The organism is uncultured Boseongicola sp., assembly GCF_937988555.1.
Lineage (GTDB): Bacteria > Pseudomonadota > Alphaproteobacteria > Rhodobacterales > Rhodobacteraceae > Boseongicola.
In genome coordinates this window covers 1-14,869 of sequence record NZ_CALJXO010000153.1, presented here as the reverse complement: position 1 = coordinate 14,869, position 14,869 = coordinate 1, and the positions used below count along the sequence as shown (strand labels likewise).

10 protein-coding genes and 1 pseudogene are annotated in these 14,869 nt (G+C 52.5%); 8 read left to right on the top strand and 3 right to left on the bottom strand.

The features are described from left to right. From Q1B15_RS08295 to Q1B15_RS08285, 3 genes and pseudogenes are all read right to left on the bottom strand, one after another. Positions 1-1,064 (bottom strand): ABC transporter ATP-binding protein (locus Q1B15_RS08295; protein WP_299752849.1); only part of this gene is annotated, 1,064 nt, incomplete at its 3' end. Then, the gene (locus Q1B15_RS08290) at positions 1,061-1,840 is read right to left on the bottom strand and encodes a DeoR/GlpR family DNA-binding transcription regulator (protein ID WP_299752846.1); all 780 of its coding nucleotides are present in this window, start codon (positions 1,838-1,840) and stop codon (positions 1,061-1,063) included. The genes Q1B15_RS08295 and Q1B15_RS08290, both read right to left, overlap by 4 nt. A gap of 395 nt (positions 1,841-2,235) precedes the next feature. Continuing rightward, positions 2,236-2,983 (bottom strand): annotated as a pseudogene (locus Q1B15_RS08285) (IS6 family transposase). 489 nt (positions 2,984-3,472) lie between these two features. Between Q1B15_RS08285 and Q1B15_RS08280 the strand changes: the two are divergent. The 8 genes from Q1B15_RS08280 (at position 3,473) to Q1B15_RS08245 (ending at position 14,659) form a co-directional block, all read left to right on the top strand. After that, positions 3,473-4,438, top strand: coding sequence for a substrate-binding domain-containing protein (locus Q1B15_RS08280; protein WP_299752843.1), 966 nt, complete (start codon positions 3,473-3,475; stop codon positions 4,436-4,438). Between the two features lie 70 nt (positions 4,439-4,508). Further along, positions 4,509-5,285 (top strand): SDR family NAD(P)-dependent oxidoreductase, encoded by a 777-nt coding sequence (locus Q1B15_RS08275; RefSeq protein ID WP_299752840.1) that lies wholly within the window; start codon positions 4,509-4,511, stop codon positions 5,283-5,285. Next, positions 5,272-6,372: a glycerol dehydrogenase gene (locus tag Q1B15_RS08270; RefSeq protein ID WP_299752837.1), complete on the top strand. Its 1,101-nt coding sequence runs from the start codon at positions 5,272-5,274 to the stop codon at positions 6,370-6,372. Before Q1B15_RS08275 ends, Q1B15_RS08270 begins: the two co-directional genes overlap by 14 nt. A gap of 59 nt (positions 6,373-6,431) precedes the next feature. Further along, positions 6,432-7,904: a xylulokinase gene (gene xylB / locus Q1B15_RS08265; protein ID WP_299752834.1), complete on the top strand. Its 1,473-nt coding sequence runs from the start codon at positions 6,432-6,434 to the stop codon at positions 7,902-7,904. A gap of 176 nt (positions 7,905-8,080) precedes the next feature. Then, positions 8,081-8,995, top strand: coding sequence for a sugar-binding transcriptional regulator (locus Q1B15_RS08260; protein ID WP_299752831.1), 915 nt, complete (start codon positions 8,081-8,083; stop codon positions 8,993-8,995). A gap of 326 nt (positions 8,996-9,321) precedes the next feature. Beyond that, entirely contained in the window at positions 9,322-11,295 is a 1,974-nt protein-coding gene (gene tkt, locus Q1B15_RS08255; protein WP_299752852.1) for a transketolase, read from the top strand. Next, on the top strand, positions 11,292-12,284 hold the full coding sequence (deoC, locus tag Q1B15_RS08250) for a deoxyribose-phosphate aldolase (protein WP_299752828.1): 993 nt from the start codon (positions 11,292-11,294) through the stop codon (positions 12,282-12,284). The genes tkt and deoC overlap by 4 nt, the downstream gene beginning before the upstream one ends. Positions 12,285-12,295: 11 nt before the next feature. Next, entirely contained in the window at positions 12,296-14,659 is a 2,364-nt protein-coding gene (locus Q1B15_RS08245) for an aldehyde dehydrogenase family protein (RefSeq protein WP_299752825.1), read from the top strand. Positions 14,660-14,869: the final 210 nt, after the last annotated feature.

Sequence of the window (14,869 nt, the reverse complement as noted above, 5' to 3'; positions counted from 1 at the left end):
TATGATGATGTTAAAACTCGTTCGCCTGTACGTTTCGAAAATAGATGCGTCGCACTTTGCGTCCAGCCGACGGTGATCTCTTCTTCCAGAGATGGCAGGGTATCGCCGGAGTGAGATAGGATGAAGCTCGCACCAGATTTCGACGTCAGATGCAGCAACGAGACGCTGCCCTCATATTCTATGCTGGTGATCCGGCACGAGGCGGAATAGTCCGCGCCACCAGCAGGGAACTGCATGCTTTCCGGACGTACGCCAATCAAAAGATCGGCTGGGTCATTGCCATATGACGCGGCCACTCCATCTGGAAGACTGACGTCTGCGACCGGTAACAGGTTCATTGGCGGCGTGCCGATGAAACCTGCTGAAAATACAGTGGCGGGCACATCATAAAGCTCTTTCGGAGTGCCCACCTGTTCGACCCGGCCTGCGTTCATCAATACGACAGTGTCGGACATCGACAGGGCCTCACTTTGGTCGTGAGTTACATAAACGACGGTAATCCCAAGAGATTTGTTCAGGGCCCTGATTTCGCTGCGAATTTCAGTGCGCAGCTTTGCATCAAGATTGGACAACGGTTCGTCCATTAAAACCAATGGGCGCTCTGACACAAGAACGCGCGCAAGCGCGACGCGCTGTTGTTGCCCACCGGATAGCTGCGCGGGCTTTCGATCCAAAAGCGGCCCAAGTGACATCAACTCTGCTACGCGTTCAAGAGAGGCTTCCCGTACCGGTTTCGCAACCTTTCGAACTTTCAGGCCGTAGGCGATATTTTCTGCGACCGTCATGTGGGGAAATAGAGCATAGTTCTGAAAGACCATGCCTATATTGCGCTGGTCGGCAGGCACTTTGGTGACGTCTTTGCCGTCGATCAGGATGCTTCCACCGCTGACTTCGTCCAAGCCTGACACCAGCCGAAGTGCTGTACTTTTTCCGCACCCTGATGGTCCCAGGAGTGTCAGGAAACCACCGGGCTCAATATCAAAATCAATGCCAGTCAGAACCTCTGTGGGCCCCCAACTTTTCTTTAGCCCCTTAACACTCAGTGACGCGCCAGTGCTTTTCATACCAGCACCAGCTCTAGATTGGCGTCTTCAAGTTGTGCGAGGATTTCATCGTCGACCTCCTGGTTTGTAACGATGCCAGAAATCTGGTCGAACCGGGCAGTTTGCATAAAGGCGTTTGGCTTAAACTTGCTTGTGTCGGCCACGACATAGCGGCGGCGCGTGTTGGAAATCACTTCTTTTTGCATCTGCGCATAGGCTTCGCTGGCGACACTGATTGAGCGCCTGTCGACGTCAATCGCCGAGCAACACAAGAAGGCGATGTCAAATGAGAGCGACCGCAGCGCTGAAATAGCCAAAGTGCCCGTAAATGAATCGTTCACAGGCTGGTATGAGCCGCCAATCGTATAGAATTGCGCAATTCGCTGGGCCTGCAAAAGGTTCGCGACCCCAAGCGACGTCGTGACATAGGTGCAGCTTGGTTTTTTGTGGGCAACTGCCGCAATGGCGTGCGCGGTCGTTCCTGCATCAAGAAAAACCACTTCGTCGCCCGCCAGTAACTCGATAGAAGCCTGTCCAATACGTCGCTTTTCCTCGGCACCAACCGACTTTCGCTCTTCGTTCGAAAGGTCGACCATGACGCTGGAATTTGTCAGCACACCCCCATGGGTACGCACAACAGAGCCTTGTTCATCAAGGGCTTTTAAATCACGCCGAATAGTCGCCTCGGAAACGCTGAACAGATCACTCAGATCTCGACTGCTCATCGAGCCGTTAGAGCGAACAAGTTCTGCGATTTTTCGACGCCGTACGGCAGCAAGGTCAAATTGTTCCGACATATCCACCCCCCCGTGAAGTCGTTGCAAGGGCTTTAAAAAGCCAATTATCGTCACCAACGACCAAGATCGTTCATAAACCATCACAAACGATCATTCAAGTTTTTTTGATATGCGTACCGCCATGCGTCGAATGAAGATCAACGTGCCAGTCTAGCCGGGCCATTTGGTCTTTAGATTCTTGAGGGGAAGATCACAGGCGCAAGGCAAAACTGTTCTGCTGGTGCTGTCAGACGGATGAGAACTGGTCTCAGTTCGCCACCGAATGCCGGAACTTATGCCGAACGGATTTGGCGCCACTCGGAGAGAGCAGCGGCTCGGTTGGCCGTGAAATTGTCGCGTGTGGGTACTGTCATGTTAATTTGAGCAATTTGAACGAGGCGCTAAGTTCCCAAAATCTAAGCGATCAATTCGGCGGAATATTCGCTCCAAAGACTGTGTGCATCTGATCTAGCATGTCGGTATGAAATGGCGGAAAGGATGTGGCGGCGTGGACGAAAGAGACAAGATATTTGATCGTGGGCTGCTAGAAACATTTGAGCTTGCCTTGGTGATTTGAAGCGCCCGAATATCTTTTCGCGCCTCCTGGTTTGTCTTTGTGAAACCTCGGCTATGTTGTTCAAGCCTTTGTGCCGGCGGTGTTCGACACCCGCGATCAGATTACGTTTCGCGGAACCATAGCTACCCAATTTATCAGTGATGAGAACGCGAGGCTCTCCATAGTGTTTGACCAATTTACGCATGAGACGCTTTGCCGCTTTGGTATTCCTGCGCGATTGAACCAGAATATCGAGAACGTTCGTTGCCCGGCAGTCGCTGCTTGCAGCGATGAGAGGAGCTATTGCTGTCGATCGCGCGCCAAAGCCGGAATTTGCGCCAGCGGATAGGAATGACCACTTCATCAAGGTGCCATTTATCAGACGGCGCAGGCCGGTCCCGCCGGATGGAAGCGGCACACTTTTTACCAAATTTGCCAACCCACTTCCGGATCGTCTCATAGCTCACGATGATGCCGCGCGCCGCAAGTAGATCCTCGACATCGCGTAGGCTCAAGGGAAACCGAAAATAAGACCAGACCGCATATGCAATGATCTCAGGCGGGAAACGGTGGCCTTTGAGGGCGCCGGAATGTTTGGCCTTTGTCATATCGGTCGGTACGATTTCAGAACAAGCCCCGCAAGTTGACGATGCCTCCTGGATACCACCAACAGGTCTGGATGGGCATTATCATCGCGGTGGCAATGCTGCTCCATTTTGAAGTCACAAGAGTCAAGAACTGACTGTGATGCACCGCTGGTGGCATACAGATCAATAAGGAACAGCCAGCTGCCGCTGGCCGCTCCTTTTCTGCTCCAGTCTAAAGCAATTCAATATTGCAAGTTCTTGCATTTAAAAAAGATTATTGCAAAAAAATGACAACAACTATATCTTTTAAGGACTGACACAGGACGAGCCGATTCTATGCGGTCGTTGGTCGCAAGGAGGGGTGCTGACACATATTCGTTGGCGGGAGGATGGCTTCAAAACGGATCTGTCTCTTTTGGCGTCGATGCAATTGCCCTGCAGTTCATCGATGCGAGGATTTTCTGCGATAGGACCCCAAGTCGAAAAACACACCTTTGAAAGGATCAAGAGATGAAGAACTTACCCAGAGTTTTAGCTGCGCTGACATCCAGTGTTGCTTTCGCTTCAGTTGCGAGTGCTCAGGATTGTACGGTGGCGCTAACGATGCCGACACTAAACGCTCCTTATTTTGCGGCAATGGATGCAGCAGTAATTGATGAGGCCGGGAAACTTGGCTGCAAAGTCATTACTTCGGACGCACAGCGCGATATGCTCAAGCAAATCTCGGACATCGAAGATTATGTGGCACAAGGCGTGGATGTCCTGATTGTTAACGCGACAGATGTGGAAGGCATCGTGCCGGCGGTTAACAACGCTGTCGCGGCAGGCGTCACTGTTATTGCTCTGGACACCAGTCTGAGCATGGACGCGAATTACGTTACACTGATTAATTCTCCAAACGTTGGAAACGGAAAGCTTGTTGGCCACTGGCTGGCAAAAGAGCTTGGTGGTGAACCGGCAAACATCGCTGTTCTCTCCGGGAATAAGGGTAATACGGGCGGCGAAGACCGTCGCATGGGCGTGATCTGGGGTCTCGTAGAAGGCCAATTGGTCAACTACGGCAAAGCAACAGTTAACATCGTCGCTCAGGGCTGGGGCGGCTGGTCTCAAGAAGGTGGCTTGACCGCGATGGAGGATCTTCTAACGGCTCATCCTGAGATAAACGTCGTTTATGGTGAAAACGACAGCATGGTTCTCGGCGCACACATCGCAGTAAAAGCTGCGGGTCGTGATGATATCTTGCTTCTGGCGGCCGCAGATGGTCAGCGGGAGGCATATGAGCTGATCGTAGCTGGTGAGTATGGCGCAACCGGCTTGAACGATCCGGACGTGCTTGCGCGGCTGGCCGTGAAATTCGGACTGGAGCACTCACGGGGAGAGTTGCCTGCTGATTTTCCGAAACACTATGTTACCGAGCCTGCAGTTATCAGCAGCGAAAACATAGATGAATATTACAACCCTGAATCGGTGTTCTAGGGTGATTGGAGGCGGAGCTCCTCCCGCTCCGTCTCCATTTTCATATATTGAACTGTCACAGGATCGAACCGTGAACTACCACAAGAAGCTGGACCTAACAGGCAAGACCGCGTTCATCACCGGCGCAACCGGTGGCATTGGTGCCTCTATCGTTGAGGCGCTTTGCCAATTCGGCGCCAAAGTTATCGTATCGGACCTAGACGAAGAACGCGTGGATGATCTTGTTCAAAAATTAACGAAAGACGGGCACTCAGCGGTCGGTTTGACCCTGGAAATAACGGATTCGGCTGCGGTTCAGTCAGCGCATGATAGTGTTTTAGCCGACCATGGTACCGTAGGAATCCTCGTTAATTGCGCCGGAATTGCACTCAGCAACATTGATGCAGAAGAGATGTCCGATGAGCGCTGGCTGAAAGTTTTAGACGTCAACCTTAACGGGACATATTGGATGTGCCGAACATTTGGCGCTTCAATGCTGAAGGCTGGGAGCGGATCAATCGTGAATATCGGCTCGATGTCCGGGTTTATCGTAAACAAACCCCAAGGCCAGGCGCACTACAACGCGTCCAAGGCTGCAGTTCATCACCTAACGAGGTCTCTTGCAGCTGAGTGGGCACCGCGCGGCGTCAGAGTAAATGCGGTGGCACCCACCTACATCGACACCGAATTAAATTCTTTAGTCAAGAACGACGCGGAAATGTACGGAGCATGGCTCGACGGCACGCCGATGAACAGAATGGGAAACCCCGACGAAGTCGCTTCGGTAGTGGCGTTTCTGTCTAGCGATGCCGCCAGTCTGATGACGGGCTCTATCGTCAGTGTGGATGGCGGCTATGTCTGTTGGTGAAACAGCCGTTGGCCACGTACCACTGCGCGCTGTGAGATTTCCAGGAAAGTATATACAGGGGCCAGGTGCAATTCGCTTACTGGGTGCGGAAGCCAAAAGCTTTGGTTTACGGGCATTTTGCATTTTGGATCGAGGGATCGCCGAAGCTTTGCGGCCAAAACTCCAATCTGCATTTGGGAACGATTCCGAGCTCTCAACTGTTACCCATGGTGGTAATTGTACGATGGCGGAAATCGCCTCACTCGAACGGCAAGCTAGCAAATATCGCAGTGACTGCATTATTGGACTGGGAGGTGGCAAAGCACTGGATACGTCCAAGGCCGTAGCCAACAGTTTGAATTTACCTTGCATGGTTGTACCGACCATTGCTGCATCGGATGCACCCTGTAGTGCACTGGCAATCATATATAATGAAGACGGGTCGCTCGACCGAGCTATGAACCTGGCGCGGAATCCAGATGTGGTTGTTGCGGACACCAACATTATTTCTGCCGCACCGGCACGGTTCATGGCCGCGGGCATCGGTGATGGCCTGGCAACCTGCATAGAAGCCAATGCCTGTAGAGCTTCCGGAGCAGATAAAACCTTTGGTTTTCAGGGGCTAGAACTGGCTTTTGAAATCGCGCGATTATGCGAAGACACTTTGTTGGAGTTCGGAGAGCGCGCGATTGCAGAATGCCGTGAGGGCGCGTGCGGGGTTGCGACGGAGAGGGTTGTCGAGGCGAATATCTTACTGAGCGGTTTGGGGTTTGAGTCTTGCGGCGTAGCGGCTGCGCATGGGATTCAGGACGGCCTGTGTGAACTTGAGGAAACTCACTCAAGTTTGCACGGCGAAAAGGTCGCAATTGGTATTTTGGGCGAACTGCTGTTTCAGGAAGTGGAAGGTCGAGCGTATAATAGATGCAAGTCATTGATGGAAAAAATCGGGCTGCCTGCAACTCTGCGCCAGATCGGAATTCCGAGTGCACCTCATGATCAACTCCATCAGGTCGCGTTGAGAGCATGCAGAGACGGTGATAGTATCCATAATGAGCCGATGCCTGTCACTCCAGACATGGTTGTGTGTGTTTTACGAGAATTGGCTTAGGAAAATTGGGGCAATCCAGCCTGGTACGGATCTGTCTTTCCGAAAGTCGGAGTTAAAGCATGTACATCGGTATCGATCTTGGAACTTCCGCTGTCAAAATCGCTTTGGTCGATCATTTTCAGGATATTGTTGCATCGACAGAGCACGCTTTCGCCACCAATCGGCCGATGCCGGGGTGGGCGGAGCAGGTTCCTGAAGACTGGTTTCGGTGCGTTGCTGCCGGACTGGACGAACTCGCCTTTAGTCATCGCGATCAAATGGCACAAGTTGCGAGCATTGGATTGGCAGGCCAGATGCACGGTGTCGTATTGCTGGACAGAAATAATGCGCCCGTTCGACCCGCAATGCTGTGGAATGATAGTCGGGCCGCGGCAGAGGCCGCTGAACTAAACGAAACTCACCCGGAGCTTGACGACATTGTTGGCGTAAAAGCTATGCCCGGATTCACGGGTCCCAAGTTGCTTTGGCTTTCTCGGAACGATCCCGAGTCTTTGGCGCGAGCGTGTTACCTACTTTTCCCTAAGGACTATGTGCGGTTTAAATTGTGCGGGAGCCGATCAACCGATGTATCGGACGCCGCAGGTTCATGGCTGTTGGATCAAAAGCGCAGAACATGGTCTCATCAAGCAATTCAAGTTTGCCAAGCCGAGAATTTGATTCTGCCGGAAGTTCACGAGTCTGCTCAACCAACTGGTATATTGGATTCTGAATTGGCCAAAAGGTGGGGTCTGCCCGGAGGAGTGGTCATTGCCGCTGGTGCAGGAGACGTGGCCGCCGGGTGCATTGGAATGGGGATCATCGATAGCAGGCACGGACTTGTTTCATTGGGAACATCAGCGCAGGTGGTAGTGCCCTCCTCTAGCTTCCGGCCGCATACTGAAAAACTCGTCCATACCTTCTGTCATGCGCTTCCCAACACCTGGTTTCACATGGCGGCGTTACTCAATGGGACGAGTGTTCTGGACGCTCTCTCAAGATGGACCGGAATTGTCGACGTCAGCTCGATGATTTCCTCGGTTGAAAGTCGTTTCGATGGGCCAGGTGAGCTTCTCGCCCTTCCATATTTTTCAGGTGAGCGGACACCACACAATGACAGCAAAATAAAAGGGGCGGTCATTGGTCTGACGCATTCGAGTACAACAGAAGATATCGCGCTCGCATTCATCGAAAGCTTAGCGTTTTCGTTGGCGGATGGCCTTGAGGCACTTGCCCAGGGCGCTGAGCAACCCAAAGAATTGGTGCTGATTGGCGGCGGGTCTAAGTCACCCTTTTTAGCCGATTTGATTGCGTCAGTTCTGAATATTACGATCGTAAAACACTCTGGCGCGGAACTTGGACCCGCCCTTGGTGCAGCGCGATTGGGACGTATATCGGTTAATCACGGAACAGCGGAGTCCATCATAACGCGTTTGCCAGTCCTTAGAACGTTTGAACCCAACCCTAACTTGCAAAAGAAGTACGAGGGGCGACTTAAGGACTTCCGAAACTTGTATAGGGCTCTCCGAGTGGATTTTGGAAATGGGCGTGCCTGACTGTCCGGTTTCGATCAGATCGGACTGACCTCGCTGACAATTACGCAAATATCTAACAATAACCCTCGCTTAACGAAATTTTTTACACTATTTTCTTGTATGAAAGTTCCGCCAGATAGCGGCACAAAACAAAGGCAAGTGATTAGATGTCAAGGCCCCACCGCGGCGAACAGACAATGCTGCAAATTGCCAGACTACGGTATGAGGATGGCTTATCGCAGAGCGAGATTGCATCCGAAATGGGTGTATCAGTCGCTACTATTAGTCGCCACCTTAAGCAGGCCATGGAGCTCGGGATTGTTGAAATTCGAGTAGCTGCCCAGGCTTCAAGAAATTTTGAACTTGAGCGACAGCTGGCCCGAAAGTTCAATTTGGATTCAGCGATCGTAGTTTCGAGCCAAAAAAACAAGAACGATACTTTGGCTTTGCTCGGCAAAACCTCTGGAATTGCGTTGGGTGAGTTTCTCAAAGACGGAGCCATCGTTGGAGTCTCAAATGGAGAGACTGTGGCAGCAGTCGCAGATAATATGCGAAGATCGCGGGCCTCAGACATCAACGTCGTGACATTGATTGGTGGCGTGGGCAGACCCGAGGAACCTGGGCAAACTGGCCAAATATGTCGAAGCTTCGCGTCAAGAATTGGGGGTGACGCCTGGGTCTTGCCGGTCCCGGCCGTTGTCGAAAGTAGTGAGATTGCAGCCGCATTCAGAAGCACCAAGGCTCATAGGGAAGTCTTTTCGTTGGTCGAAAAAACAACCATTGCTCTGATTGGGATTGGATCGACGACCCCCGGGTCATCTACTTTTCAGCACGGTCATTTTTCGAGCGAGCTCTTGGAAGATATCGTTGAGAACAATGCAGTGGGAACGATCTGCGCCCGTTTTTTCGACATAAACGGAGAAGTGACGCCAACTGATATCGATTCACGAACAATTTCGATATCGCTCAAGCAGCTTGCAGCGGTCCCAGTTAAATTCGGTGTCGCGATCGGAAATGATAAAACCCGCGCAATCATGGCGGCTATCCGCGGCGGATTGATCAGTGTGCTTGGAACAGATTCAGCCGCCGCAGAGGCGCTTCTTGCGAACTGAAACACGAACAGACTAAAGATCCAGTTCAGCAGCCGTAGATATCTTCATCGTTGCTCATCGACGTCGGTAAAAACCTCAGAAAAACAGCGCTACCAGAAGTCGAAAAGTGACTGACTTTCGCATGGAAGCGGTTTTTCGAGTATCTCGTTCGACCTTCAATATCGTCCGTAAATTGCAATTATTTGCATTAATTAAATATTATTGCAAATAATATACAAAATGCTATGGTGGTTCCTATGCGGATTTTCCATGGAATCAGCGAATAGAACTGACAGGTGCGCACAGTGACGGGACAATCCAAATCACAGCTGACGACAATCTCAGAAATGTCGAATGCTTTGCGATTTCTTTCTGTTGACGCGGTTGAAAGGGCAAATTCAGGTCATCCCGGAATGCCTCTGGGTATGGCTGATGTTGCTACTGTATTGTTCACGCGCCATCTTAAGTTCGACGCCAGTCATCCCAATTGGCCGGACCGCGATAGGTTCATTCTGTCGAATGGGCACGGCTCAATGCTTCAATACTCTTTGCTTCATATGCTGGGTTATGAAGGTGCTACGATCGAAGAGTTGAAACGGTTTCGCCAACTCTATTCAAGAGCAGCTGGCCATCCTGAGTTTGGATACTTGCCGGGCATTGAGACGACAACAGGACCGCTTGGACAGGGATTGGCGAATTCGGTTGGATTTGCGCTTGCTGAACGACTCTTAAACTCTGAGTTCGGCGATGGAATCGTTGACCACAGAACTTGGGTATTTTGCGGAGACGGTTGCCTTATGGAGGGCGTCGGCCAAGAAGCAATTAGCCTTGCCGGTCATTTGAAGCTTTCAAAGCTTACGCTTGTTTTTGACGACAACAGAACGACAATTGACGGCGCCACAAGCGTCAGTACCTCTGAGGACCATGCGGCCAGGTTCGCGGCGGCAAACTGGAATGTCTTATTTACTGATGGCCACGATCACGAAGACATCGATGCTGCGATGGAAGACGCCAAACGAGCAGATAGGCCAACCGTAATTATTGCGCGAACGCGTATTGGGTTTGGCGCGCCAACGAAAGAGGGCAAAGCGGTCGTTCATGGCTCGCCTCTGGGCTCTAAGGAAGTCGAAGGGCTTCGCAAGAACCTAAAATGGCACCATCCTCCCTTCACTGTTCCTGCAAACATCAGAGAAAAATGGTCTATTGCTGGGAAGCGAGGATCCCAGATCCGCGCCGACTGGGAAAGACGGTTGGAGAATAGTGAGAGCTCGTTAAAAAACGAATTCAGTCGACGCATCAATGGAGCCCTTCCCGAGACTCTGGAAGACGGGGTTCGCGCTGCTATTGCAGAAACCGTGGACAAAGCCGCGGCCGCCCCGATCAGAAAGGGAAGCCTTTATGCGACCCAGGTCCTTGCACAGAGTATGCCTGAGTTAATTGGGGGTTCCGCAGATCTGACTGGAAGTGTGCTGACGAAGCCCGAAGGGATGCAAGTCGTGGTCCCTGGTAATTACTCCGGCAAACACGTCGGCTATGGTATTCGCGAACACATCATGGCCGCCGCTATGAACGGCATTGCGCTGCACGGTGGGTTGCTTCCATACGGTGGAACATATCTGACATTTAGCGACTACAGCCGGCCGGCAATCCGCTTGGCTGCAATCATGGACATCAAAGTTGTATTTCTATTCAGCCATGATTCCATCGGTGTTGGTGAGGATGGACCGACACACCAACCCGTCGAACACCTCGCCGCGCTGCGGGCAATTCCTAACTTGCGAGTTTATCGTCCAGCGGACGGTGTGGAGGCGCTTGAATGCTGGTATGACGCGGTATCGCATAAGGGACCCAGTGCAATGGTGGTGGCGCGACAGTCGGTCGGGTCGGCCCGTCTTACGCATCGAACGGATATGCCATCGCGACGTGGCGGATATGTGCTGCATGAAGCCAAAGCGAAACGCGACGTGACGCTAGTCGCGACAGGATCCGAAGTCAGTTTGGCCCTCCAAACCAAGGCTCTTTTGGATCAGAAAAGTGTAGATGCTGCCGTTGTTTCGCTTCCGTGTTGGGAGTGCTTTGACAACCAGGATGCGGCTTATAGGGATGTTGTACTGGGAGACGCGCCGCGATTTGCCATCGAGGCTGCGTCACCGATGGGCTGGGGGCGGTATGTTGGATCAGAGGAAAATATGTATGGGGTTCAGGGCTTTGGGATATCCGGCCCGGGTCCGGAGGTCTATGCTGAAATGGGTCTTACTCCCGAAGTCTTAGCCAAGAAGATCGCAGATAGACTTGGTGAGCCGCAAGCGGCATCGACATGAACAACGTGATCGCCGAATTGACAGAAGACAAGGTAATCAGCGTTCGACGGAACAATGGAACAAGTCTTGATGTGGAATTTATCCGAAGCTTGCGCGTAAACCGAAGTTCAGTTGAGCGTCGATGCATGGCGCTTTCTGGCCGCCGGACCGTCAAGAAAGAGCATCAGGCAGCTTGGCTTTTAAAGGCAATCTCTTGCATCGACCTCACAACCTTGTCTGGTGACGATACACCAGCTCGTGTTCGAAGGCTTTGCGCCAAGGCTAAGCAACCAATTTCTCGTGAACTCGAAGAGAAATTGGGCGTTACGAGCCTAAAATTGCGTGTCGGTGCGGTCTGCGTCTACCATGAAATGGTCGCGACTGCTCTTGATGCGCTCAAAGGCACAGGAATTCCGGTCGCGGCTGTTTCAACAGGCTTTCCGGCAGGTCTGTCACCTCACCGATTGAAGGTGATGGAAATCGAAGACTCTGTCGCCGCCGGTGCGGACGAAATCGATATCGTCATTTCCAGGAGGCATGTTTTGAACGCCGATTGGACTTCGCTCTATCACGAAATGCGAGACTATCGAGAAGCTTGTGGTCGGGCACATGTAAAGGCAATTCTGGCAACTGGAGAGCTGGGTACGCTCACCAACGTTGCTCGCGCCTCCTGGGTGTGCATGGCGGCTGGCGCAGATTTCATAAAGACGTCGACCGGCAAAGAAAGCGTGAATGCCACGCTCCCTGTCACTTTGGTCATGTTGCGCGCGATCCGCGACTATTACGCGCTTACAGGGAATAGGATTGGCTACAAGGCGGCTGGAGGGATCTCGAAAGCGAAAGACAGCATCTCATATCTGATCTTGCTGAAAGAGGAGTTGGGGGATGAATGGCTTTCACCAAAGCTCTTTCGCTTTGGTGCATCTTCCCTGTTAGGCGATATCGAACGGCAACTGGAGCACTATGTGACTGGCGCATACTCGTCCAGCAACCGCCATGCACTGGCATGAACGAGGGAAATATGACTGTCTTGGAAGCCTTCAAGTCGATGGAATATGGACCCGCACCTGAAAGTGATGCCGAAGCCCTTGCGTGGATTGAGCAACGTGGCTCCCAATTCGGCCACTTCATAGATGGCGAATTCACGACGCCGAAAAACCTCTTCGAGACACACAATCCGGCAACATCGCAAGTCTTAGCAAAAGTGTCTTCAGGTACGAAGAGAGACGTGGATCTGGCCGTTGCTGCTGCGACTTCTGCGCAGCCGGATTGGGAAGGTCTCGGCGGATCCGGACGATCCCGCTTCTTGTATGCTCTGGCTCGCCTGGTTCAGAGGAACAGCCGACTACTGTCGGTGCTGGAGACTCTCGACAACGGGAAGCCGATCCGAGAAACGCGTGACATCGATATTCCGCTTGTCGCGCGGCACTTCTACTACCACGCGGGTTGGGCCAGGCTGCTCAAGTCAGAGTTTCCGGACTACGAGGCCATCGGCGTCGCAGGCCAAATCATCCCTTGGAACTTTCCTTTGTTAATGCTGGCGTGGAAGGTAGCACCTGCACTCGCGGCCGGTAATACAGTTGTTTTAAAACCTGCGGAGTATACTCCGCTGTCAGCACTTTGCTTTGCAGAGCTTTGCCAGGAAGTCGGGCTGCCGCGGGGTGTCGTCAATATTATAACTGGCGCTGGTGACACGGGCGCTCTTATTTCCGGCCACAGGAAAATCGACAAAGTTGCCTTTACCGGCTCGTCTGATGTTGGTCGCACCATTCGTAGGCAGACCGCCGGGCAAGGCAAGAAGCTGACGCTTGAGCTTGGCGGAAAGTCACCCTTCATTGTTTTCGACGACGCCGATATCGATGGCGCGGTTGAAGGTCTAGTAGACGCAATTTGGTTCAATCAAGGCCAGGTCTGCTGCGCGGGATCAAGATTACTGGTGCAAGAAAGCATCGCTGAGCCTGTGCTGACCAAGATCAAAGCCCGAATGGACAAGCTGCGCGTCGGCAACCCATTGGACAAGTCAATTGACATGGGCGCGATTATTGATCCCGTGCAACGATCGCGCATCGTAGAAATGGTCAGGCTTGGCATAGAAGAAGGCGCGGAGATTCATCAACCCGTAGGCCCCATGCCTGAAGGTGGGTGTTTTTACCCGCCGACATTGTTGTCGTCAGCCGAACCAGCCATGAAAATCGTGCAGGAAGAGATATTTGGTCCGGTCTTGGTCGCAATGACGTTCAGAACGCCGGACGAGGCTGTCGAACTTGCGAACAACACTCGCTATGGGCTTGCCGCAAGCGTGTGGACGGAGAATATCAATCTTGCGCTTGATGTTGCCCCAAAGGTCAAAGCTGGAATTGTATGGGTCAACTCAACAAACTTGTTTGATGCCGCCGCAGGATTTGGTGGCTACCGCGAAAGCGGCTATGGGCGTGAAGGCGGACGCGAAGGAATGTTCGAATACCTAAAGCCATCTTACCTGAAGGCTCTTGCAGCAGCAAAACCATCCAAACCTCCATTGGCGACCAAGCGCGGTTCTGGGCTGAACGCAATAGACCGGACAAGAAAACTGTACATTGGCGGCAAGCAGGTCCGGCCAGACAGCGGATATGATCGCCTAATTTTCTCAGCGTCAGGCGAGCAAATTGGTCAAGTTGGCGAAGGAAACCGCAAAGACATACGAAATGCCGTTGAAGCAGCGAGGAGCGCCGCTGGTTGGGCGACCACTACGGGGCATGCACGGGCACAAATTCTCTATTATATTGCAGAAAATTTGTCTGCGCGGGCCCCGGAATTTGCCGCAACACTGGGCTCTATGAACACCGGTAAGCACCAAGAAGAAATCTTGGCAAGTATCGATCGGCTGTTCTGCTACGCCGCGTGGGCGGACAAATATGACGGCGCCGTGCATCAAGTGCCCATCCGCGGCGCGGCGTTGGCCATGAATGAATCCATCGGCGTGATTGGTATGGCTTGTCCAAATGAAGCTCCACTATTGTCGTTTGTTTCCCTCGTGGCCCCCGCAATAGCGATGGGAAACTGTGTTGTGGCATTGCCTTCGCAAGACCACCCAATCGCGGCAACGGATTTGTATCAGGTATTTGAAACATCGGATCTACCGAGTGGCGTGGTCAACATCGTAACCGGCGACCACGATGTCTTGACGAAAGCTCTTTCCGAGCACTCTGGTGTCGATGCGATGTGGCATTTTGGGAGTGACCAAGCTGGCGAGGCAGTTGAGCGAGCGTCGATCGGCAATCTGAAACGCACATGGGTTTTAGGCGGGAAAGCTTTGAACTGGTTTGACGAGGATCAGGGCGAGGGTCGCGAATTTCTTCGGCATGCTACGCAGGTCAAGAACATCTGGATCCCCTACGGCGAATGAAACGAACTGCAGAGAGTAATAAGGATGGTTTTGTCACGTTAACCCTAATGGCCTGCGTCAAGCACCCGGTGCCAACGTTTTCAGCTGATACCGGCGGCAACATTCCAGGCATCGAGCGCCTCGAGTCGACGGGAGCGGATGGTCAGGGCTGGGCGGCGTTTAGATGGGACTGAGAAGCAATTCCGTGTAGCTGAGTGCATGGACACAAAC